Source organism: Noviherbaspirillum sp. L7-7A, from assembly GCF_019052805.1.
Lineage (GTDB): Bacteria > Pseudomonadota > Gammaproteobacteria > Burkholderiales > Burkholderiaceae_D > Noviherbaspirillum_A.
In genome coordinates this window covers 389086-411297 of sequence record NZ_JAHQRJ010000002.1, presented here as the reverse complement: position 1 = coordinate 411297, position 22212 = coordinate 389086, and the positions used below count along the sequence as shown (strand labels likewise).

Sequence of the window (22212 nt, the reverse complement as noted above, 5' to 3'; positions counted from 1 at the left end):
GTTAGTTTAGGAGGTCCGGTCTTGCGCTATGATGAGACCTTCACGAAATTCGGCTGACGAGCCGCAACGAGTCGAACTTTCGCCTCCCATCCAAAGCTATAGCTGACCATCCTGCGTTCGTTTATCGTCCCTTATACCAATCCCATCCCATGCCTGCGACATGGAGGAGACACGTTTCAACGTACTTAGGCTTGACGGCTGGCCGCGGGTGGTACCGGGGCACAGTCCCGGCATGCGCTGGTGCAACCGTCAAGCCAAAGTGCTCTTGGTTTCAGGGGGCTTTAAATTCTTCTTAGGTGCCTTGGGAAGCCACAGGCCCCATAAGTAGAGCCAGATGGCCAGCGCGCTCATTGCCGCCTCGCCTGGTCCGCGCGCTGAGGTTCGATAAGGTCTCAACCAAGTTCACAGCGGAGTTGCTTTGGATCGGGCGGCGGCTTGCGCTCTCGCTGTCGCCCTTCCATGGACTTTTTTACCTGCTGCTTGGTCGGTTGCTTTTGACTGATACTCATGGCGAGCTCCAGAAAGCAAAAAGCCCTGACGCTTGCACGTTCAGGGCTTATGGACTTCGTGACGATACCGAACCTTGTTGGATTCGACGCAGGGCTAAACCAACCGCAGGCGCCACTCCTGATACTTCTGCTCTTGTAACTGCTTCTCACACTGCCGTCGGGTCTCTGCTGGATCAGGAGGCAAATGCCGTTGAACTGCTCCCCTGGCTATCCAATCGCGAATCCATTCGTCTGACGGTTTGCTGAGCCGGTCCATGATGAACTCCACTCAAAACAGCAATGCAATGACTTCAATATCTGCTTGAGCCTCTTGTCTTGTTTGAGAAAGATCAGAATACAGATACAGCGCCACGCTTTGTGCACTTAAAACCACACGCCGGCTGATTGGCGAATGCGAATCCAAAAAGCCTCGGTTCACAAGGAACCGAGGTGAGTCGGTGACCGGCGCTAACCCGGTCTTATCACTATCGGCAAAGGGAGCAGGGATGGAGCACCCAGTGGTCGGTCCGGTAGCTTCAGCGCCTGAGCAAGCGCACCAGAATTCAAATATATTGAAGACACTTTAGGTTGGGTGGAATTATGGAGGCTGCTTACAGCTGTTACATACGGAAATAAATCCACAGGTAGAAAAAGCCCGCGGGTGCGGGCTTTCGACGTATTTCACAACGGTGTGCCGAAAGCATAGTGCCTTTTGGACACTTACGCCACCGATCCGATTTGTAAGGGTCGCGGATTTCTCAATAAGTTGTAGAAGCTAAAAGTTCATCTGAACGGGAGTGTGAGATTTAACCAAAATTTTTAGCCCGCGTGATCGTCTGGGTTCGGCCACTTTCAGTCACTCGACGGAACGAGTCGAATGGCAGGTATGCGGCGTACAGCGGCCATTTGCAGAACGGTAGTAAGCGTGTTTAATAATAATTAACAGCAAGCTTCAAGGACATGCTTTTTCCCACCCCTTTGGCATTAATGGAGGTGAGAACGCTCACCCGGTGTGTTCGCCGGTAAAGAGCAGCGGCCTCTCTTGCTATATTGACTGGGAGAAGCATTATTCTGTAGTTAGGTGAGATAATAGGATTTACCTATATTCATCGCGAAATGCATTGCGCCTAAATCCGACGATGTTAGCTGTTGACTACGAAGCTTCGCTGGTACTGAGTTCTATACTGGTATCAATCTTGGCGTCCTATACCGCGCTCAGACTTGCGGACCGGGTGACGCACTCGGCAGGAAATATTGCGCGCTGGTGGATTGCCGGTGGTGCGATTGCGATGGGGATTGGTATCTGGTCAATGCATTTCATCGGCATGCTGGCATTTCGTCTTCCGATCGCGGTGGGTTACGATCTGGGCCTGACGGTGTTCTCGCTGACGCTTCCTGTGCTGGTTTCCGGTTTGGCATTATGGCAAGCCAGCCAGCCAAAGCTGCCAGTTAAAGGGCTGGCTGCTGGAGCCGTGCTTATGGGTATCGGCATTGTCACTATGCACTATTCCGGTATGGCGGCGATGCGTATGCAGCCTGGAATTGAATACGATGCGTGGTTAGTCGTCGCATCTATTACCATTGCGATCTTGGCGTCAGGTGCCGCGTTATGGATTGCCTTTAAGTTACAGCGACGGATACAACATGCGCACATGCTGCGTGCAGTGGCGGCCGTGGTAATGGGGTTTGCCATAGTCGGCATGCACTACACCGGGATGGCAGCGGCGAGCTTTCCTTCAGGCAGCATCTGTATGGCGGCACGAGATGGCTTCAACCAGGATGGACTTGCCGTCTTGGTAATCATTGTTACCGGTGCCGTCTTGACTATTGCCCTCCTGACTTCGATATTTGACGCGCGGCTTGCATCAAGTGCGCAAGGCTTGGCAACTTCCCAGGCTATAGCGGAGGAAAGACAGGCACTGTTGAACGGTGAGCGGTCTGCCCGGCAACAGGCCGAGCGGATGAACGTGCTGAAAGACGAGTTTCTGGCGACACTTTCACACGAACTGCGTACCCCCTTGTCGGCCATTCTCGGCTGGTCCCAAATCTTGAGGGGAGCCACAAAGGATGAAGCAACGCTGATCAAAGGGCTTGATACCATTGAGCGCAATGCCCGTGCCCAGGCAAAGCTCATTGATGACTTGCTGGATATGAGTAAGATCATTTCCGGGAAAATCACCCTGGACGTGCAACAAGCCAACCCTGTAACGTTCATTGAGGCGGCAATGGACACCATTCGTCCCGCAGCCCTTGCAAAGCAGATACGGCTGGAAAAGCTCTTGGCTGTCGATGCCGGTCATATGTCCGGCGATCAGAATCGCCTCCAGCAAGTGATGTGGAACCTACTTTCCAATGCGGTCAAGTTCACCCCGAGGGAGGGTAGGATTCGGGTCCTTTTGGAGGCGTCCGATCATGAAATTCTCATTAAAGTAAATGATTCCGGCATCGGCATTGATCCGGTCTTTTTGCCGTACGTTTTCGACCGATTTCGCCAAGCAGATGCCTCGACTACACGTCGCTATGGTGGCTTGGGACTTGGCTTGGCCATTGTTAAGCAACTGGTAGAACTGCATGGTGGGTGGATACGCGCAGAGAGTGATGGCGAGAACACAGGCACGACCTTTGTGCTCGGCTTGCCTCGGCAAGGAAATGCGACTACCCGGCCGGCGGGTAGTCGTGAATACCGGGTACCAGAAAGCGAGCGGGCCGGCTTTAAGCCGGTTGACCTGTCAGGAATGACAGTGCTCGTTATTGACGATGAACCTGATGCGCTTGAAGTCGTTAGGCATCTTCTTGGGGAGTGCGGTGCGAGAACATTGACTGCGTCAAATGCGAAGGACGGCCTGTCAATAATCCAAAGGAAATTGCCGGATGTCATCGTAAGTGACATTGGCATGCCAAATATGGATGGTTTTGAACTACTTCGTTGTATACGTGCCCTTCTCGATAAGCGTGCCAGTACCGTACCGGCCATCGCTCTAACTGCTTTTGCACGAGGCGATGACCAAGCACGTGCGCTTCAGGCTGGATTTACTGCTTACTTGACTAAACCCATCGAGCCGTCTGAACTGGTGCAGAAAATCTTAGACGTTGCTAAGCGTGGCCAAATAGGGATTTCCCGAAGTAATAGTAGAGCCGCTAATTGAATTCATCACATTGCTGACCAACCCGTCAGTAGGACGATGATAGATTTTCGGCCTAGCGTCTTCATCGAGCGTGTCAGGTCGGCGCTAACTGGTTGCTACTGCCGGAGTTGGCTCCAAAGCAGACACCCAAAGGATAGGGCGGAATGGCTAATATGGGTCGTTCTGGGACGGTAGCCTCGGCAACTTTTGGCGAATAACCGACCATTTGTTGGACACGGAGAAAGCATGCAACACTGCAGCGCGCGATGGTTTCACGCCGTCTTCATACGAGACCACAAGGCCCGGCAAATCAAGCAGGAGTTGCACGCCGCGCACCCGTATCCGTCACACGACGATCTCGGCGCGATGAATCGCAAAGAGTTCGATGCACGGGGATACTCCATCAATGCCATTCTTGGAATGGGCGAGGACAACCCCCTGAAGCAGTACCACGACTGCGCCTCGATTGCCGGCTAGGAACTGGAGCCGGCCGCGGCCGATTGGATCTTCAGGCATGTAGCAGCCGCTCGTGTGTGGCCCATCGTGACTCTATGTCAGCCCAATACAGACGTTTCAAGAGACGTAAAACTTTTTGAAACATCGGCACGCCGTGCCGGTGTAACAGGACGAAATACTCGCTACACTCAATGCATGAGCAACACGAAAAAATCCTCAAAAGCGCCTCCGGAGCAGCTCGCCTTTAATTTTGAAGCGACGGACGAAATTGAACTCGCAGGCAGCGCGCTCGATGAAAAAGTGTCTGACTATCAACAAACTGTCATCGCTAGCGGGTTGAAATTGCAAGAAGCAGGGCGGCGCGGACTCCGCGCTGTCTTCTTCGGCATCGATGGAGTCTTGCATCCGACTGGCATCGCTTACGAAGATGAAGCCGGCGGCATCTACTGCGACCCGGAGGACCAGCGGTTCATTTGGGCTGCTGTTCTGGTCGAGCTGCTTGAGCCGCACCTGGACGTCGTTCTTGTATGTCATTCGACTTGGCGGCACCGACTCAGCCTCCGCAGCTTGCGCGCGATCCTCCCGTCCAAGCTGGCCGAGCGTCTAATTGGCGTAACGGATCCGTCTGTCGGCCGCGAGGAATCGATCCAGGCATACGTTGCCCAGCACGACATCGCCGTGGATGCTTACGTGATCATCGACGACGAGCGCAGTGCATTTCCCGCCGGCATGCCCCAGCTTGTGCATGTCAATAGCAGAACCGGCATCTCGACGCCTAAAGCCAAGCTGGCAATCGCGTCTGCGCTAGAGAAGCTGGGTGATTGGAAGAATGAGTAGCAAGCCGCCTTTTGTCGGACATGCTGGATCGGCGAGGCGTCAGTACGACTTTGCCTTCCATCTACCCCTTTCGGCCAGCAGCGGCCGTTCAAAGCATTCGTCCGAGCGTCTGCTTCGGGGTTGGCAGAAGACATCCACTGTAACTGTATCAGCACGCTTCAATATGGACACGAAATGCTATAAGAAAAAATCTAGCTTGGTTCACCAGTGCCTCTCCCACACTCCCATTGAAAGGAGTACATTGGTGAATAGCACTTGGTAGCCAGATCAATATGCGACAGCACATCCAGTTTTGTACTAGCGCAGATGGGACGCGTATTGCGTACGCGACGATGGGAAGCGGCCCCCCGCTGGTACGTGCTGCCAGTTGGATGACTCACCTCGAGCACGATGCAACCAATCCCATTACGGTTCCCTATTGGGAGGAGTTTGCCCGCGACCATACATTCATCCGTTATGACCTGCGCGGCCACGGCCTGTCGGAACGGAATGTCGAAGACATGTCCTTTGCTGCTTGGGTCAATGACTTGGAAGCAGTGGTCGACGCAGCCGGCCTTGACCGGTTTTCTTTGGTTGGCATGTCCGCAGGCGGTCCACTAGCTATTGCGTACACAGCCCATCATGCTAACCGCGTAGAAAAGCTGATGCTGCATGGCGCCTTTGTCAAAGGTATTCGGATTCACAATCTACGCCCTGAGCAGATCGAGCAAATCGATGCATTGAACCATATGGTAGAGGTCGGCTGGGGAACGAAGCATGCGGCATTCCGCCAGATATTCAGCGCTCTTTTGATTCCTTCTGGAAACTCTGACCAGTGGCAGTGGTGGAATGAGTTACAACGGCAATCCTCATCCGGTCGGGTTGCTGCATCAGCACTGCAAACCATGCAAGGGATTGATGTGCGCGATCTGGCCCCCCGCGTTACTTGTCCGACACTTGTGACTCATTCCACTGGTGACACTTCTGTTCCATTTGCCGAAGGACGACTGACAGCGAGCCTAATACCCCACGCCAAGTTGGTTGCATTTGAAGATCGAAATCACATCTTGATCAAAGGCGATCCATCCTGGACTGAGTTTGTAGAGGAGTTTCGAAAATTCTTTGGTACCGGCGCACCATCGCGTCCGTTGGCCGCCGCGCAACCTGCCTTCCCACAACTCAGCGCACGTGAAACAGAAGTGCTCGATCTTATTGCGCGAGGCATGGATAACGATCAAATTGCCGCGCGGCTGGAACTGAGTCCGAAAACAGTGCGCAACCACATTACCAGCATTTTTTCAAAGCTAGAGATTTACACCCGTTCGAAGGCGGTGGTTATTGCTCGAGAGGCGGGTTTAGGCCTAACACCGATACGCTGATAGGACTTGGATACTATAAAGCGCACTCCAAAGTCCCTTAAGTTAAGCGCCGGTAGGACTGGTGCCTCCTGACAGCTTCACACCGGCGGATGACAATGAATTCACCCCATCGCCGATGGGATCCGTTGCGGAGAATTCAAATGAACATCAATCTCGACCAGGCGCTTATTGAAGTCAATGCGAGCAAATTTCTGCGGATGGAGAATGCCGCCGGCACGACGCTTTCCTGCGTCTCTGGTAGTTTGTGGATTACCAGGGATAACTGCATAAAAGATTTCGAACTCCTCCCGGGGGATAGCTACGTTGCCAATGTACGGCAGGCCGTTACTGTGTGCGGCTTTGAACCCAGCGTTGTCCGTGTCTTTCAGCCACAGCGTAGCTGGCAGAATCAACCGTTTTTCGGGCAAGCGGCACTTCATCGCGTTAGGTCACTACTAACGCACGTGTTAGCCGGCCTACGCGCTATTAGCCGTTAGTAATCGTTTGCAAAAGATGTTGGCGCCATTTGTGCGCCCAATCCGCCGAGAACAGATAACTTGATACAGCAGGAGACTTCGATGGCAATCAATGAGCAGAAGCTCAATGACTTTATGGGGCGCTTTGTTGGTGACCTGGGCGCGGTCATGCATGCGGCGACGGTTGTCGTAGGTGATCAGCTCGGGCTTTATAAGGCGCTTGCCAACGGGCCATGTGATGCCGATGAGCTCGCACGCCGCACTAGTACCGATGCACGTTACCTCCGTGAGTGGTTATCAGCGCAGGCAGCGAGCGGTTATGTCGAATATGACGCCAGAACACATATGTTTGGCCTCAGCGAAGAACAGGCGTTTGCATTGGCGGAGGAAGGCAGCCCGGCATTCGTACCCGGCGCATTCCAGATTGCAGTCGCTCAATTCAAGGCAATTCCCAAGATAGTGCAGGCAATGCGTACAGGCTTGGGATTGGGATGGCATGAGCACGATGCCTCGCTTTTCCATGGCACTGAGCGCTTTTTCCGGCCCGGCTACGCGGCAAATCTGGTATCGACTTGGATTCCCGCACTAGACGGCGCCGAAGCCAAGTTAAAAGCGGGTGCTCTTGTCGCCGACGTCGGCTGCGGGCATGGTGCCTCGACGATCATCATGGCGCAGGCCTATCCGGCTTCAACGTTTGTAGGCTTCGACTACCATGCGCCGTCAGTTAAGCATGCACGAAGTGCAGCGGAGCAGGCGGGCGTTGCCAGTCGTGGAAGCTTCGAAGTCGCCCGGGCTCAGGACTTCCCGGGGAACAGTTACGACCTCGTCACCATGTTCGATTGTTTGCATGACATGGGTGATGCGGTCAGCGCGGCCGCTCATGTACGCGTCAGCTTGAACTCGGATGGTATCTGGTTAATTGTTGAACCGTTTGCCAATGACAGCTTGGAGGAAAATCTGAATCCAGTAGGGCGTATTTACTATTCGGCGTCGACGTTCATTTGTACACCAGCTCCCCGCGCGCAGGAAGTCGGCGCCTGCTTAGGTGCGCAGGCTGGCGAGGCACGTCTGAGGGATGTTGTCATGGAAGGTTGATTCAATCATTTTCGACGTGCTACGCAAACGCCGTTTAATCTTATGCTCGAAGCAAAACTCTGAATTTTTTAGCTAAATTGTAATATGCGCCGCTAATCATTACCGCCTCCAGTCGACACTTCGCAACGGCTCGGCTGCTTCATGGTGCCAAGCAGTCGTAAGCCTGTATCGGCTGAACGGCCGCTTCACGCCCTGAGGTAGTCCGTCAAGTGATTTAGGACGATGGAGTTAGTAGCATAAATAGAGACGATTGGCGTTGTCGCAGAGCGTCGAGGTACTGTGCTTCATCGTAAGGCGTTCTGGTTTGCCAGCATCGGTAGAGGATCCGGATCCACTTGAATGCCAAAGCGCGAACAGCTGCTTGGTAAGTGCTGCCCTTGGCACGTTGGTGGTAGTAATAAGCGCCTGCCCAAGCGGACTTATTGATGGTCTGGCCGGCCCATTCCACGAAGGTTTGTCGGAGAAACGTTGGGCACTGCCAGCGCCAATGCACCCAGCACTTCTTGCCACTGGGCTCGGTAACCGGTGCTACACCAGAGTACCGCTGGAGTTCACTGGCATTTGCAAACCGTTCGCGTTGCTCACCAAAGGCAACCAGCAGGCGAGGTGCCAAGGAGGGACCCGCTCTAGGCAACACACTGAACAGTGCATAGTCTGGGAGCGTTGGCGCGACCGAGGCGATTTCTTCATCAAACCGATCGATGGCTTGCAAGGTAATGCGCAATTGATCAATCAACACTCATGCCTGCAGGCGATAGGGCGTGACGACAGCTTTGTCCAAGGTCAGGGGCATGCCGACTTGATCGACGCAATACGCGCCTCAACAATTTTGGCACGCCGCGCATTATGCTCGTTGAAGAATGCCTTCAAGGTGCTCGTCCGGGCGCGCTTGACATCCATCAGGGTTGGCCAGCGGCTAATGAAGTCACAGAACAACGCGGTATCGCGTTGTTCGAACCACTCAAGCGCTTGCGGATAGTATTGCTTCAACGTATTGCATAGCCGGTTGGTAAATCGGGTCTTGTCGCCAATTAGTTCTCGCCGCTGCTCGACCAAGGTCAGCAGCGTGCGCATTGCCACACTTTGTGGCTTGAGAGGCCTAAACCGATCGGCATGCCGTAACAGCAATTCCAGCGCAAGCTCTGCATCGCTGAGATTGTCTTTGGCACGGCTGGGTTTAAAGGCTTCCCAATCTTCGCCAGGGTGAATGAGTTGATGGGAAAGAGCACAAAGAAATCATATTTCTGCAGAGCATAGACAATACGCCCTTTGGCCAGCTCAAGCGCAATGGCGATCGTACCGCCGAAACGACGATGCATCCCCAATGCCCATTCTTCGATGCGGTTGGTTTGATGTGGAAAGCAAGTGAATTCGCGCTGGTCAATGTTGGCTGCCTGCACACAGACATCATGCTTTGTGTCGGTTCAATCGATGCCGACGAAAGCAGAAAATGGGCTGCCAGAGTCAGACAGAGGGTTCATCAAACACCTCCTAAAATGATAGGTTGTCGGAACGGGGCGTGCGAGCTTGCGTTCTGCGAAGGCACTATAGTGAGCCGGTCGGACGGCGAACCCTGAGTATTCGTTTAAGAGCGCAAGCACACCCGCGGACTCGAAACTAAAGCGGCGAACATCGCGTGTTTGGGTCGATTTATTCGTAATCCGCGGGTGCATGTCCCGCTTTGACTGGAAATTGTCTGCCAGCCGTTCCCAGTATCACCGAAAGCGATACGGACTATCTATATCGGGTCGAGTCTAGTCCTCCAGCATTGGCGACAGCCGGCCAGAAGCTGAAGTTGGTGATCTATTAACGTCTGTCTACTGATAAATCAGCAGTGGCCCTTCAGTTTTGTTCGTTACGCTATATGTCAGAGTCAACTGTAAACATATCGCACCGCGACTGCTAAGTCAGCCCCGAGGTACGCCGAGTAAGCGCTCAAACTGTCCTCGTACCACGGCATAGCATTCGCAAGCCGATTCCTCCAGCTTGGCGCGATCCAGTATTTTCATATGGCCACGCGTGTACTGGATCATCCCTGCCTGTTGGAATAGCCCGGCCACCACGCTGACACTGGGCCGATGTACGCCCAGCATGGCGGCTAAGAACTCCTGCGTGATCAAGAATTCATCGCCCTGCACCCGGTCATGGGTGATGAGCAGCCAGCGCGCAAAACGGATATCGGTGCTATGCAGCCGGTTGCAGGCAACCGATTGGGACACTTGGGCTAGATAAGCCTGCCCGCTGCATTTGAGGAGCTTGTTTAGCGCTCGGGAGTCGGCAATCGCCGTCCGGAAATCATTTGCGCTGATCCGCAAGCTACTACCAGCGACTTGGCATACCACAGTCTCAATGGCAATCGTGGCATCCATCAACATTTCAACATTGGTAAAGCCTTCGTTGCCGACGGTGCCGACTTCCACACCGGACCCGTTTTCCATGTCCACCATGCAGGAGTAAGCACCAGAGCAAGGGAAATAAACATATTGGATTGGATCCCCCTGACGTACGAGGACGTCCTTCACGTTGTTTTCTACCAGATTAAACAGGAAAAGTAAGGGGCGGAATTGTTCGTCAGTGAGCTTTGCTAGCAGATGATTATGAAACTGCCGACCTTGGGCCAGAGTAATGGACATAATGTTTCCTTATTAACGGAGTTGCGTTAGGGAGGAAACGAAAAGCTGACGTTGAGATCAACAATGGGCTTCGACCTGAGATGAGGTCTTTGGAGAGGAGGCTCGTGGCCCAGGCTGTCCACTACACTCTCTGAAAAGGCGCAGGGGACGGGAGAAAAACAAGCCGCCGTCCTAGTGCTATTTATACGACAGTATTTTGTTACATTCGTTCAATGCAGTTTAAGTCGAAACTGCTACAAATCAGGCAGCCTTCCTAACCACGCTTTGTGCCCAGCAGCTTGTTGAAATGGGCGGCTACCACCGCATAACATTCGCACGCTGCTTCTTCTAATTTCTCGCGGTCGAGAATCGTCATGTGACCGCGCGTGTAGCGGATGATCCCAGCCTGTTGGAAGGAACCGGCTACTACACTGACAGACGGTCGATGCACACCCAGCATAACGGCGATGAACTCTTGGGTGATGTGAAACTCGTTGCTCCTGACGCGATCGTGGGTAAGCAGAATCCAGCGGGCAAAGCGTTCTTCAACATGATGCAACCGGTTGCACGCCACAGATTGCGACATTTGGCCAAGATACGCCTGCAGGCAAGTCATGGCGATCTCGCGCAGCGCCGCATTCTTCGTGATCAATTCCTTGAAGGTCGTCGTGCGCATGCGATAGCTGCTACCGGCGACTTGGCAGACAGTCGTATTGATCGCAACATCCGCCCCAACAACAATGTCGATCCCCGAAAAGCCTTCATTGCCAACCGTCGCTACTTCGACCGCGCCACCGTCTTGCATGATGGTGATAACGGATAAGGCGCAGGTGCACGGGAAGTAGACATAACGAATTGGCTGACCCCGCTCGCAGATCACATCCTTCAGTTTCAGGTTCACCAGCTCAAGATGAGGCTGTAGATTTTCGAAATCCTGTTGCGGCAGCAAAGAGAGAAACAAGCTGCCGCATGCGCGGGCAAGGGGAAAAGTGGTGGACATGGCGTCATCCTGGCGAAAGGGAGTGCGATTGCACTGACCGAGAGACCAGAAGCCTGATGAGGGGCCAAGGAGAATCAGGGGGCTTGGCAGAAACCTAAAAAGCAGCTTGGGGAGGGGCTAAGCGGACGCTCTTAGAAGACTACTGGCGACATCTTAGGGAAGGGACCCGCGAATGTCGGTACATTTGCCGACATATAGAACTCATCGTTGCGGAAGGCTAAACGTCCGCTTCCCGCTCGCAGGAAAGGCCGCTTTAGGTCGAACGGCGACATCCCCATATGAGGCCAACGGTAAATCAAGAGAAAGGCCACATCTAAGCAGCGACTCCCTCTCCTAAGAAAGCTATTCAGGCGCCAATACGCGTCGAAGTTCTGAAGCGCAGATCGCTACGGCTGCGTTTGCCTCGTCAATGACCTTGCCCATGGTGATGAATCCATGAATTTGCCGCTCGAAGCAGATATGTGTGGCTCTGTTTCCCGCCTCGCTCAAGCGCTGCGAGTAAGCAAGCCCTTCGTCACGCAACGGGTCATAGCCTGCAGTAAGAACGAGAGCAGGTGGGAGCTGCGTTAGGTCGTCTCGGAGCAGCGGCGATGCGCGCCAGTCGGTATCGTGCTCTGGATCGGATATGTAATGGTCATGAAAATAGGTGACTGTATCGCGCGTAAGCAAATAACCTTGACCATTTGTTTCGTGCGACGCGGCAGTGCGCCGGGCATCCGTGGCAGGGTATATAAGCAACTGGAATTGAATCGATAGATCACCCGCATCGCGGGCTGCTAGCGCCACTACCGCTGCGAGATTACCACCTGCGCTATCTCCCCCGACTGCTAGGCGAGACGCATCCAGTGCAAGCTGTTGCGCGTTACGTTGCACCCAGTACGTCGCAGCGATGCAGTCGTCCACTGCTGCAGGAAATGGATGCTCAGGTGCCATGCGATAGTCGACCGCCACTACGGCGCAGCCCGATGTGTTTGCGATTTCGCGGCATAGGGTGTCATGCGTATCAAGGTCACCAATTACCCAGCCGCCCCCATGGTAATAGATGAGTACTGGCAAGGCTGTAACAGCAGCGCTACCTAAAGGGCGATAAGAACGCAACGGAATGGCACCGTGCGGCCCATCAGCCTGTATATCAGTTACGCTTGCAACCTGCGGTGGCTCTGGCTGGGAGAAGAACCGCCGTTCACGGTAAGCATCGCGGGCAGTAGTAGGCAAAAGGGTATGGATGGGCGGAACGTTGGCACGCTCTATTAACTCCAGTAGTAACTTTGCTTGAGGATGAAGCATAGCTTTTCTCCTTGTCTTGTTACGATGTAATGTGCGGCGGAAATTTCACTGCTTCGGTCTATTCGTCAGTGCTTTTCGTGAGTGTACTTCGGGTCTGATCTAAACAGCTATACAGCCATTACGTTGCCGACAATTGATTGCCGCTTACTCATACTAGCTCGCGCAGGACAGGGCTCCACTCCAAACTTCCGAGTTCGGCCAAAAGCTGACCTTTCCACTGCCTTGGCGTAACCGTCAAACCGTTTGTCCCAGAATGCGCTCAAAGTGGTTTCGAATGATCCCGTAGCATTCACACGATGCCTCTTCCAAACCTTGTCGGTTGAGAATATGTATATGGCCCCGTTTATATTCGATAATGCCGGCGCGTTGCAATATGCTGGCAGCAATGCTGACGGAGGGACGATGCACACCGAGCATGGCAGCCAGATATTCCTGCGTGAGTAAGAACTGGTCCTGTCGCACTCGATCATGGCTTTGTAACAGCCACCGTGCCAACCGATGTTCCACCCCATGAAGAGCGTTACAAGCCGTCGATTGCGACACCATGCTTAAGTACGCTTGCACGTAGCGCAGGCAAAGATACCGCAACGGCGTTTCGCCTTTGGTCAATTGCCTGAACGCATCTGCCGGCATTCTCAAAGCTGTACTCGGAATTCGGCATATGATGGTTTCGATGGCAAATTCGCCGCCTAAAATGAGATCGACCGTCGAAAAGCCTTCATAGCCAACGGTGCCGGCTTCCACCTGCGTACCGTTTTACATTGTGGTGAGGAGACAGTGCCCACCAGTCAGAGGAAAGTAAGCATAGTGAATAGGTTCGTTGCGCTCTGACAAAATGAAATGTAGTGGCGTCTCGACAAATTCTAAATTCGTAAGCGCGGCTTAATAGTCCGAATCAGGCAGCTTCGAAAGGAGGAAGTTTGAGCAGTTGGCTGGTGACTGGGGAAGCATGCTCATCGTAGCTCCTAATAAATATTTAAAAAATCAATTTATATGAGCAATATGGATTTAATCGTGATGATTTGGTTTCAGTCTTTCGTCCTGTCAATTATCTGTTGTGTGTCTCTGATGCTATAGGCCATGGCTTCTTGCCCTTCAAAACTGATCTGATACTAAATGTTCTCTGCTTGCTAATGAAGAAACGCTGAGTTAGCTTGTCTAGTTGTTATCGTAGAGGAAAGCAACATGACTCTTGCAAGTGATCAGAACTTTAATCCAAGCAACCTTTCTGAACTTAGCCAGAGGATGCTGGAGCTTCGTGAGGCGGTGTTTACGGAATGGGAAAAGAGAGTGCGGGCAGGCGTCAAAGGTGCAGACGCGTTGTCACATCCTATCCTTGTCAACACACTTCCGACCATGTATGACAACCTTGCCGAAGCACTGACGCCCGATTACCCTAGAAATAGCGCTGGGGTTACCACGCCAGCCGTTGCACTAGAGCACGGTGGGGAACGTGCACGATTGACTTCTTATGAAGCCCCCGCCGTGATCTGCGAGTACCAGATTCTCAAGTCCACCCTTCTTGATGTCCTGAGGGCGCACCAAGTGCCAATAAGTGATGGTGAAATGCAAATCATTAGTTCTTCCATTGACAGTGCGATCAGGGAGGCAGTGACTGCATTTAGCCTTGCTCATGCCGCCTTTCGCGAACAGTTTGTTGCGACTCTGGCGCATGACTTGCGGAACCCACTGGCTACAGCTAGCACTGCAGCACAGTTAATCCCACGTATCAGGGACTTCGAAAAGATCGATATTTTTGCTCATAAAATCAGTGAGCACCTCAGTCGCATGGACCAAATGATCCAGCAGTTGCTGGATACCGTCGTTTTCCAGCACGGGGAACGTTTGTCTCTTCACCCATCCAACTTCGACGTCATGGACGTTGTGACAGAAGTCTGTGAACAAGCTTCTGAGGTCCATGGTCCGCGCTTTGAAGTAGCTGGGGTATCAATCAACGGTTGGTGGGGTCGGGACGCCATTAAGCGGACCATCGAGAATCTGATTAGCAATGCCGTCAAGTATGGGGGTCGTGATACGCCGATTCGGGTCAGTACCAGAGAATACGACGGGCGGCTGCTATTGTCTGTACATAACCAAGGTAGTCCAATTCCTCCGGACCAGGTAGAAAGCTTGTTTCAGGTTTTCCGAAGAGCAAAGGCCGCAAAAGAAGGCAATCAGAAAGGATGGGGTATTGGCTTGCCCTACGTGCGTAGCGTTGCAGAAAGCCATGGCGGCAGCATTGATGTGGACAGTGCAGAGGGGCGGGGCACCACAGTTTCCATCGATATACCGGTCGATGCGCGACCGTTCCAGAACGCGCCCACACTGGGATAACATGCTGTCGCAATTGCGATAATCAATGTACTCTCTCTGGAGTTAATATACGGAGGCAGCCATAATTTTTATGGCTTTTATGGACGTCCCGCTTGGGTCGAACTGCGCCATTGACGATATGTTGTGCGTTCGACAGGAAACATTACTGAGTCTGCTACGATTTCTTAATGATGAGTGACTTATTAGGCGACGACGAACGCTTGCGGCAGTGGCGCGAAGAATTGTTCCCCGGCGCAGTCGTATTGCGCCGCTTTGCGCTGGTCCAGGATAGAGCACTACTGGCGGCCTTGGACGGCGTCTTCACAGCATCCCCATTCCGCGACTCCTTTACGCCCGGCGGACTGAAGATGTCAGTGCGCATCACTGGCTGTGGCGAATACGGTGCCGGCGGGGAGGGAAATAATTACGCTTTCCGGAAAGACGATCCGCTCACTAAGAAACCATGGCCACCAATGCCACCCGTGATCCGCGAAATCGGTATTGCTGCCGCCAACGAAGTAGGGTTTCCGGACTTCCAACCGAACGCTTGCCATGTCAATCAGTATGCCGCTGGTGCCAAACTTGGCATGCACCAAGATCGCGGTGAAGAAGACCTCATGGCTCCTATCGTTTCTATTTCTCTGGGACTGCCATGCCTGTTCAAGATGGGCGGGTTTGAGCGTTCTAATAAAGCAATCGACGTTCCCTTGGAGCACGGCGATGTCGTGATTTGGGGTGGTCCGTCGCGGATGCGGTTTCATGGCGTGCTGCCTGTTAAGCCGGGATTCCATCCATTAACCGGCAAGTACCGAATTAATCTGACCATTAGAAAAGTTGTTTGATTATAAACCCAAAGGCATGAACGAGGCTTGTTGGTTTCCAGGATTTCGAGGAACTCACGCGGTCGTAAATGCACGCGCCGTACTATCGCTGGCGACAGAACTCTGATGATTGGCCGAGGGCTGAAGGCGCCGTCATTATCTTAGGTTTGCGTAGCCGGAAGAAGGCATTATGTGCAGCGAATGGGAATTGGTTGAGCAAGACTTGCCAGATTCAATCTCAACGCAGAGCTTTGCTAAAGGTTTGGGCTCGGCCAAAAGCGGACCTTCAAGGCGTGATTAACACAGTGGGACCTATAATGAGGTGATTGACATCTCGGGGCGTGGTTAGCGTTGATTTTGGCTCGGCCGGAGCAATTCAGTAGTTCCAACTTAAGACTTCCAGTATTGAAAGAACGACGCATGACAAATTGGTTAGTTGGTCAAGGGGAAGCAAGTGGCCGCCTGCGGGATTTCAACTGGTCTTCTACCCCTCTCGGTCCCTTGGAGTCCTGGCCGTCGAGTTTGCGCACTTGCGTTAACTTTATGCTTACTGCTCGCCAGCCGGTGTACATTGCGTGGGGCAAAGAGCTATGGTCCATGTATAACGACAGCTATTTGCCAATCGTAGGAAAAAAGCATCCTGCTGCAATGGGCCAGACCTTCCAGGCGCTGTGGTCGGAAATTTGGGAGGAGTACCGGCCATATGTAGAGGCAGTGATGGCTGGACAAGCACAGTATTGGGCCGACCAGCCCGTCAAGCTTGCAGGCCGTCCTAACCGGCCCATCGGCTGGTTCACCTTTTCATGGACGCCATTACGGGACGAACAAGGGGCGATTGCTGGCTTGATGTGCATAGGCAGTGAATCTACCGAGAAGGTTCTTGCCGAGCAGCAGCTAGTGGAATCGATGGACGAAGGTTACTGCATTATTGAGATTGTTCAAGATAAAGAATTCCGCCCGATTGATTACCGCTTCATCCGGACTAATCGGGCTTTTGTGGAGCAGACTGGGCTGCAGGGCGCAGAAGGCAAGCTCATTACCGAGCTGGTTCCAGACATCGAGCGCGATTGGATCGAAATAAATGGCAACGTCGCCATTACCGGGCAGCCCAGCCGATTTATCAATAAGTCCCTTTCGATGGGCAGATGGTTTGACTGCTATGCGTTTCCTATCGCCGGCACCACCAACCGAGTCGGCGGCCTTTTCCGAAACATCACCAAGCAGAAACGGTACGAAGAGGAGCTTCAAAAAAATGCAGCCCGACAGGCATTCTCTCTTCAACTGGAAGATGCACTACGCGATCTCCAGTCACCTGAAGAAATCATCCAAACCGCATGCCGGTTACTTGGACAAAAAATCAGCGCATCGCGTGTTGTTTATGGCGAAGTCGATGAATCACAGAAATTCGTCTACATGCGTTGCGACTGGACAGCTGTTGACGCAGCAAGTGTAGCAGGCGCAACAAAGGTCATGAATGATTTTGGTCCCGAGCTAATTGCTGATCTTTTGGCGGGCAAAGTCGTCGTCAATACAGACGTAAATTTAGATCATCGTACCGCTCAGTATGCTGATGCATATCGCCAGATTGGTGTACGTGCTGAATTGTTAATGCCATTTATCAGCTCATCCAAGCTTCGTTTGGTCTTGGCGTTTCACCGTTTTACACCACATCGTTGGAATAGCTATGAAATCGAACTCGGCAAGGATATGGCGCAGCGGACGTGGTCTGCCGTAGAAGCGACGATTGCCCGAGCACAATTGCGGACAGAGCGTGACCGTAGCCAAGCCGTCTTTGACACTATGACGGAAGGTTTCGGGATGTTAGGCCGCGATTGGACCGTACTGTATATGAACGCTGAGGGCCTACGGATCGGTGACCGGCCCGGACAGCAGATCGTCGGCCAAAACCATTGGGAGCTATGGCCTGAGGTCGTTGGGTCGGACTTGGAGAGCATGTACCGGCAAGTGATGCAGACACGGCAGCCCGAGACTTTGGAATACCAACACATCTATTCAGATGGAGAAGTTGGCTGGCTTGAAGTAAGGGCCTATCCGGGCGTAGCGGATGGACTGTCTATCTTTTTTCGGGATGTCACCAACCGTAAGGAAGCAGAGGAAAAGCTGCGGGATGCTGACCGGCGCAAGGATGAGTTCCTTGCCATGCTTGCTCATGAACTGAGGAACCCGCTCGCGCCGATTGGCGCAGCTGCACAGCTGCTGCAATTGGGAAAACTTGATGAAGAGCGGGTACAAAGAACCAGCGAAGTCATCGGGCGACAAGTTAGTCACATGACTGGGCTGATTGATGATCTACTCGATGTCTCGCGCGTGACTCGCGGTTTGATTGAACCGGATAAGGCGACACTGGATATTCATCATATCGTCAATGAAGCACTGGAGCAGGTCAATCCCCTGATCCGTAATCGCAGGCATGAGTTGGTCATCCGCCAAGCGCCACAAGCAGGCACGATATGCGGCGATAAAAAGCGTTTGGTGCAAGTCGTGGCCAACGTGCTCAACAATGCTGCCAAATACACCGCTGAGGGCGGCCATCTCACTTTATGCACCTTAGTACGAGAGTCGGATGTGTTGATTGAGGTCACCGACAATGGCATCGGCATGACGCTCGATATGACCAAACATGTATTTGATCTTTTTGCCCAAGCTGAGCGCACGTCAGACCGTTCGTCGGGTGGCTTGGGATTGGGACTGGCCTTGGTAAAAAGTTTGGTAGATTTGCACGGCGGCACCGTCAGCTGTAAAAGCAGCGGGTTGGGTAAAGGTAGCACCTTCTCGATTTGCCTACCCCTGTTTCATCCAAAAACGCATTCTGCCTCGTCTCAATCCGTAGAAAATGCATCGCAAGGCGCAGCGGCGGCTTCGCTGCGTATTTTGGTGGTGGACGACAACATTGATGCGGCAGAGATGCTCAAGATGCTGCTGGAGACGATGGGACACGAGGTGGTAGTGGAGCACGGGCCACACCGCGCGTTAGAGAGGGCAAAGCTCGATATGCCTCAAGTATGCCTGCTCGATATCGGGTTGCCAGAAATGGATGGGAACGAACTGGCCCGACGTCTGCGGGCGCAACCAGAGAATCGGGATGCAGTGCTCGTTGCCATCACAGGGTATGGACAGGAGAGCGACCGAGTCAATGCCTTGTCTTCTGGCTTTGACCACCACCTAGTCAAACCCGTTGATACCGCCAAGCTGCTCACTATCCTCTCGGCCATTAAAGCCTCATGAACGTCTGCTATGGGTCCAGGGTGTGTAAAAACGCGGACTTTGAGTAAACGAATTGCGCTGTGGCTTGTCACATCGATATCTCACAGTAGTGTCGAGGTGGCGAATGAAGCGCTTTATCCAAGGCAGTGATCGGGCACAAGGCATCTTGCTTCCTGCACAGTTGGACGACTATGTGACAGATGAGAACCCAGTGAGGGTGATCGACGTCTTTGTCGATGAGCTGGACTTGGCAACGTTGGGATTTAAAGGGGTTACGCCCGCAGATACTGGCCGTCCCGCATACCATCCTGCGGATCTGTTGAAGCTCTACATTTATGGCTACCTGAACCGCATTCAGTCTAGCCGCCGTCTCGAACGCGAAGCCCAGCGCAACATTGAGTTGATGTGGCTGACTAGCCGGCTGATGCCGGACTTCAAGACGATTGCCAACTTCCGCAAGGACAATGGCGTCGGCATCCGCAACGTCTGTCGGCAATTCGTGCTGCTGTGCCGGAATCTCGACCTGTTCACACAACAGCTCATTGCCATTGATGGCAGCAAGTTCAAGGCGGTCAACAATCGCGACCGGAACTTCACCAAGGCCAAGGTGCGGGCACGTCTGCAGCAGATCGAGGAGAGTATCGAGCGCTATCTCAGCATGCTGGAAACGTTCGATCGAACAGAGCCAGCAGAAGCGCCGGCAAAAACGGTCCGACTGCAAGATAAGATCACCCGGCTCAAAGAACAGATGCAAGCACTGAAGGAGGTTGAGGCACGCCTTCCAAATGCACCTGATGGGCAGATCTCCCTGACCGATCCCGATGCCCGCTCGATGGCCACCAGCGGCCGTGGCACGGGAATGGTGGGCTACAACGTGCAGACTGCAGTCGATACCACACATCATCTCATCGTCGCGCATGAAGTCACCAATATCGGCAATGATAGGAGCCAGTTGGCGAACATGTCTGAACAGGCACGAGAAGCGACGGGCATTGAGAAGTTGGCTGTCGTTGCAGACCGCGGGTATTTCAGCGGCGAAGAAGTGCTCGCCTGCGACCAGGCCGGCATCACCGCGTATGTTCCCAAGCCGCTCACGTCCGGCGCCAAGGCCGACGGCCGGTTCGGCAAGCAAGACTTTGTGTACATGCCCGACCGGGACGAGTACCGTTGCCCCGCTGGTCACTCAATGACGCGCCGCTTTGCAACGGTTGAGCATGGGCTTACCTTGCATGCCTATGCCACGCCGGAATGCAGGCGATGTCTGCTCAAGGCTCAGTGCACGACCGGTCCGGAACGTCGTATCAAACGATGGGAACATGAAGCGGTCATTGATGCGATGCAGGAACGGCTCAGCAAGGCGCCTGAGCAAATGCGTTCGCGACGGCAGACTGTGGAGCACCCCTTCGGCACTCTCAAATCATGGATGGGTGCCACGCATTTCCTGACAAAGACGCTTGATCGGGTCCGAACGGAAATGAGCCTGCATGTGCTTGCTTATAACTTCAAGCGGCTCTTGAGCATAATGGGAGCAGAGTTGGTGATGAAACTGGCTAGGGCCTGATAGGCCTTCTGGAATGACGTCCCTTCCATTCCCACAAAGCCAGTCAGATCCACAACCGCCCCTTGCCGCCAGCCCATCTATCTCTGTGCCTTTCGTTTTTACACGGCCTGGGTCGAAAACAGACGACCTCGATCCGCGAGCGCCGCAGTGGCGCGCCTGACCGAGGATGCTTACCCAAGCACCGATGTGCTGGAGGCTGTAGCAGTTTCCCCGAAGGATGTATTCGGTCCGTATGCAGACGCGCTTTTGAATTAATAGCCATTTGTTGAACAGGAGGAGCAATGACCATCGATGAAGCTGTTGAGAGTTTTCGGCAAAGCAAGGTAGTGGCTGGTCGAGCAGCACTCAATGCTGGCATGAGCAAAGTCGATTTTTGGGCGGAAGTGCAGAAGCGCGGAATTTCGCTGGTTGATTACGATCCTGCCGAAATAGGCGACGAACTAAAGCTATTGCGCGAGTGACCGAACCACCGTTTGTTGGACATGTTTGATCGGCGCAGCTTCGGTCGTTACTTTTTCACAGGCTGTTTCAGTCACCGCTGTTTCCCTGTGGACCTTCACGCTGGATCTTTGCAAGCGCAGCATCAACTCCGACCTTGGCTTTGAACACTGCCACCAGCTCTGCTATCCGCGGATCGTTTTCGCATTGTTCCACCAGGGTCTTGCCATGACGATCAGGCGCGTCCGCGCTCGCCCCGGCCTCGAGCAGGAGGGCGAGGCACTCCACTGTCCGTTCCGCTCTCCCACGCTCTTTCAAGTTATCTCGATTGGCAAAATGGATCGGCTGCTCGCCATTGTTGTCGAACGCATTGAACATCGCGCCATGTTTAAGCAATTTTTTGACGAGCACCGGTTGCGCGTTATACACCGCATCAAAAATTGGGGTCACGCCGCCATTGTCAGCGGCATTTACATCGGCACCGCGCTGAAGCAACAGATCGACAATCTCCGTGGAGCCTCCTGCTGAGGAAATCGAGTGCAGCGGCGAATATCCTTTGGCATCCTTCAGATTCACGTCGGCGCCGGCGTTTAAAAGCATACGTACGAAGTTGGTCTGTCGCGCGATAGTCGCCAGGTGCAGCGGTGCGCGGTTAGCGCTGTCGAGCACATTCGCGTCCGCACCCTTTTCCAAGAGATAAGCAGCGACCGCCTCGTGCGCATACAGTACCGCCAGATGCAAGGCCGTGCTTTGAAATTCTTCGCCCCGGAACCGGTCCGTGACGACCTTCGCGTTGATGTTGGCGTCATCAGTGATAGCTTGCTGTATCGCAGGCAGATCGCCGGCGTGTGCAGCGGCGACAAGGCGCTCATCAGGCGACTGTACTGCCTTGCTCATATCCTGGTTCGGCTGCTGCTTGCTCATGGCATCACTCCTTGTGGACCTGTCGCATGTACCATCCGCGATGGCTAGGATTGATCGAATCATCGAGGCGAAGTTCAGCCCTAGTAGTGCGGGAGGCTCCCGGGAAAGGCCATATCCCTTTTGCAGCCAACCTGCTTTTTTGACCGCTCTGACGCTTTGTGGAATGCGTATCACGAGAGTGAAATGGGACCGTTCAAATTGGTGCCCGCCAAGGTCC

16 protein-coding genes and 1 pseudogene are annotated in these 22212 nt (G+C 53.5%); 10 read left to right on the top strand and 7 right to left on the bottom strand.

Annotation, left to right across the window (positions count from 1 at the left end):
- Positions 1-1684 precede the first annotated feature (1684 nt).
- From KTQ42_RS20135 to KTQ42_RS20120, 4 genes are all read left to right on the top strand, one after another.
- Positions 1685-3634, top strand: a complete 1950-nt coding sequence (locus KTQ42_RS20135; RefSeq protein ID WP_249223015.1) for an MHYT domain-containing protein — start codon at positions 1685-1687, stop codon at positions 3632-3634.
- Positions 3635-3859: 225 nt separating this feature from the next.
- Positions 3860-4090 carry a hypothetical protein gene (locus tag KTQ42_RS20130; RefSeq protein WP_217347382.1) on the top strand — a complete coding sequence of 77 codons (231 nt, stop codon included), beginning with the start codon at positions 3860-3862 and terminating at the stop codon, positions 4088-4090.
- A gap of 174 nt (positions 4091-4264) precedes the next feature.
- A complete protein-coding gene (locus tag KTQ42_RS20125; protein WP_217347381.1) occupies positions 4265-4906 on the top strand; it encodes an HAD domain-containing protein in 642 nt (213 codons plus the stop codon).
- A gap of 371 nt (positions 4907-5277) precedes the next feature.
- Entirely contained in the window at positions 5278-6264 is a 987-nt protein-coding gene (locus KTQ42_RS20120; protein WP_249223014.1) for an alpha/beta fold hydrolase, read from the top strand.
- 101 nt (positions 6265-6365) lie between these two features.
- Here KTQ42_RS20120 and KTQ42_RS24070 read toward each other — a convergent pair whose 3' ends face one another.
- Complete coding sequence (locus KTQ42_RS24070) at positions 6366-6671, bottom strand: hypothetical protein (RefSeq protein ID WP_249223013.1); 306 nt, start codon at positions 6669-6671, stop codon at positions 6366-6368.
- A 150-nt stretch (positions 6672-6821) separates the two neighbouring features.
- On the opposite strand from KTQ42_RS24070, the gene KTQ42_RS20110 reads away from it, so the two are divergent.
- Complete coding sequence (locus KTQ42_RS20110) at positions 6822-7814, top strand: class I SAM-dependent methyltransferase (protein WP_217347378.1); 993 nt, start codon at positions 6822-6824, stop codon at positions 7812-7814.
- Between the two features lie 214 nt (positions 7815-8028).
- Here the strand turns inward: KTQ42_RS20110 and KTQ42_RS20105 are convergent.
- The 5 genes and pseudogenes from KTQ42_RS20105 to KTQ42_RS24380 all read right to left on the bottom strand — a co-directional run bounded on the left by KTQ42_RS20105 (position 8029) and on the right by KTQ42_RS24380 (position 13457).
- Positions 8029-9214, bottom strand: a pseudogene (locus tag KTQ42_RS20105) (transposase).
- A 507-nt stretch (positions 9215-9721) separates the two neighbouring features.
- Complete coding sequence (locus tag KTQ42_RS20100; RefSeq protein WP_217347377.1) at positions 9722-10447, bottom strand: Crp/Fnr family transcriptional regulator; 726 nt, start codon at positions 10445-10447, stop codon at positions 9722-9724.
- Between the two features lie 253 nt (positions 10448-10700).
- Positions 10701-11426 carry a Crp/Fnr family transcriptional regulator gene (locus tag KTQ42_RS20095; RefSeq protein ID WP_217347376.1) on the bottom strand — a complete coding sequence of 242 codons (726 nt, stop codon included), beginning with the start codon at positions 11424-11426 and terminating at the stop codon, positions 10701-10703.
- Between the two features lie 342 nt (positions 11427-11768).
- Positions 11769-12713 carry an alpha/beta hydrolase gene (locus KTQ42_RS20090; protein ID WP_217347375.1) on the bottom strand — a complete coding sequence of 315 codons (945 nt, stop codon included), beginning with the start codon at positions 12711-12713 and terminating at the stop codon, positions 11769-11771.
- A gap of 234 nt (positions 12714-12947) precedes the next feature.
- On the bottom strand, positions 12948-13457 hold the full coding sequence (locus KTQ42_RS24380; protein WP_217347374.1) for a Crp/Fnr family transcriptional regulator: 510 nt from the start codon (positions 13455-13457) through the stop codon (positions 12948-12950).
- A 441-nt stretch (positions 13458-13898) separates the two neighbouring features.
- On the opposite strand from KTQ42_RS24380, the gene KTQ42_RS20080 reads away from it, so the two are divergent.
- From KTQ42_RS20080 to KTQ42_RS20060, 5 genes are all read left to right on the top strand, one after another.
- Positions 13899-15047 (top strand): HAMP domain-containing sensor histidine kinase, encoded by a 1149-nt coding sequence (locus KTQ42_RS20080; RefSeq protein ID WP_249223012.1) that lies wholly within the window; start codon positions 13899-13901, stop codon positions 15045-15047.
- A 167-nt stretch (positions 15048-15214) separates the two neighbouring features.
- Positions 15215-15868, top strand: a complete 654-nt coding sequence (gene alkB, locus KTQ42_RS20075; RefSeq protein ID WP_217347373.1) for a DNA oxidative demethylase AlkB — start codon at positions 15215-15217, stop codon at positions 15866-15868.
- 576 nt (positions 15869-16444) lie between these two features.
- Positions 16445-19093: a PAS domain-containing protein gene (locus KTQ42_RS20070; protein WP_217347372.1), complete on the top strand. Its 2649-nt coding sequence runs from the start codon at positions 16445-16447 to the stop codon at positions 19091-19093.
- 103 nt (positions 19094-19196) lie between these two features.
- A complete protein-coding gene (locus KTQ42_RS20065; protein ID WP_217347371.1) occupies positions 19197-20633 on the top strand; it encodes an IS1182 family transposase in 1437 nt (478 codons plus the stop codon).
- A 281-nt stretch (positions 20634-20914) separates the two neighbouring features.
- Complete coding sequence (locus KTQ42_RS20060) at positions 20915-21094, top strand: UPF0175 family protein (RefSeq protein WP_217347370.1); 180 nt, start codon at positions 20915-20917, stop codon at positions 21092-21094.
- 67 nt (positions 21095-21161) lie between these two features.
- On the opposite strand, the gene KTQ42_RS20055 is transcribed toward KTQ42_RS20060, so the two are convergent.
- Positions 21162-21995 carry an ankyrin repeat domain-containing protein gene (locus tag KTQ42_RS20055; RefSeq protein ID WP_217347369.1) on the bottom strand — a complete coding sequence of 278 codons (834 nt, stop codon included), beginning with the start codon at positions 21993-21995 and terminating at the stop codon, positions 21162-21164.
- Between the last annotated feature and the right edge of the window lie 217 nt (positions 21996-22212).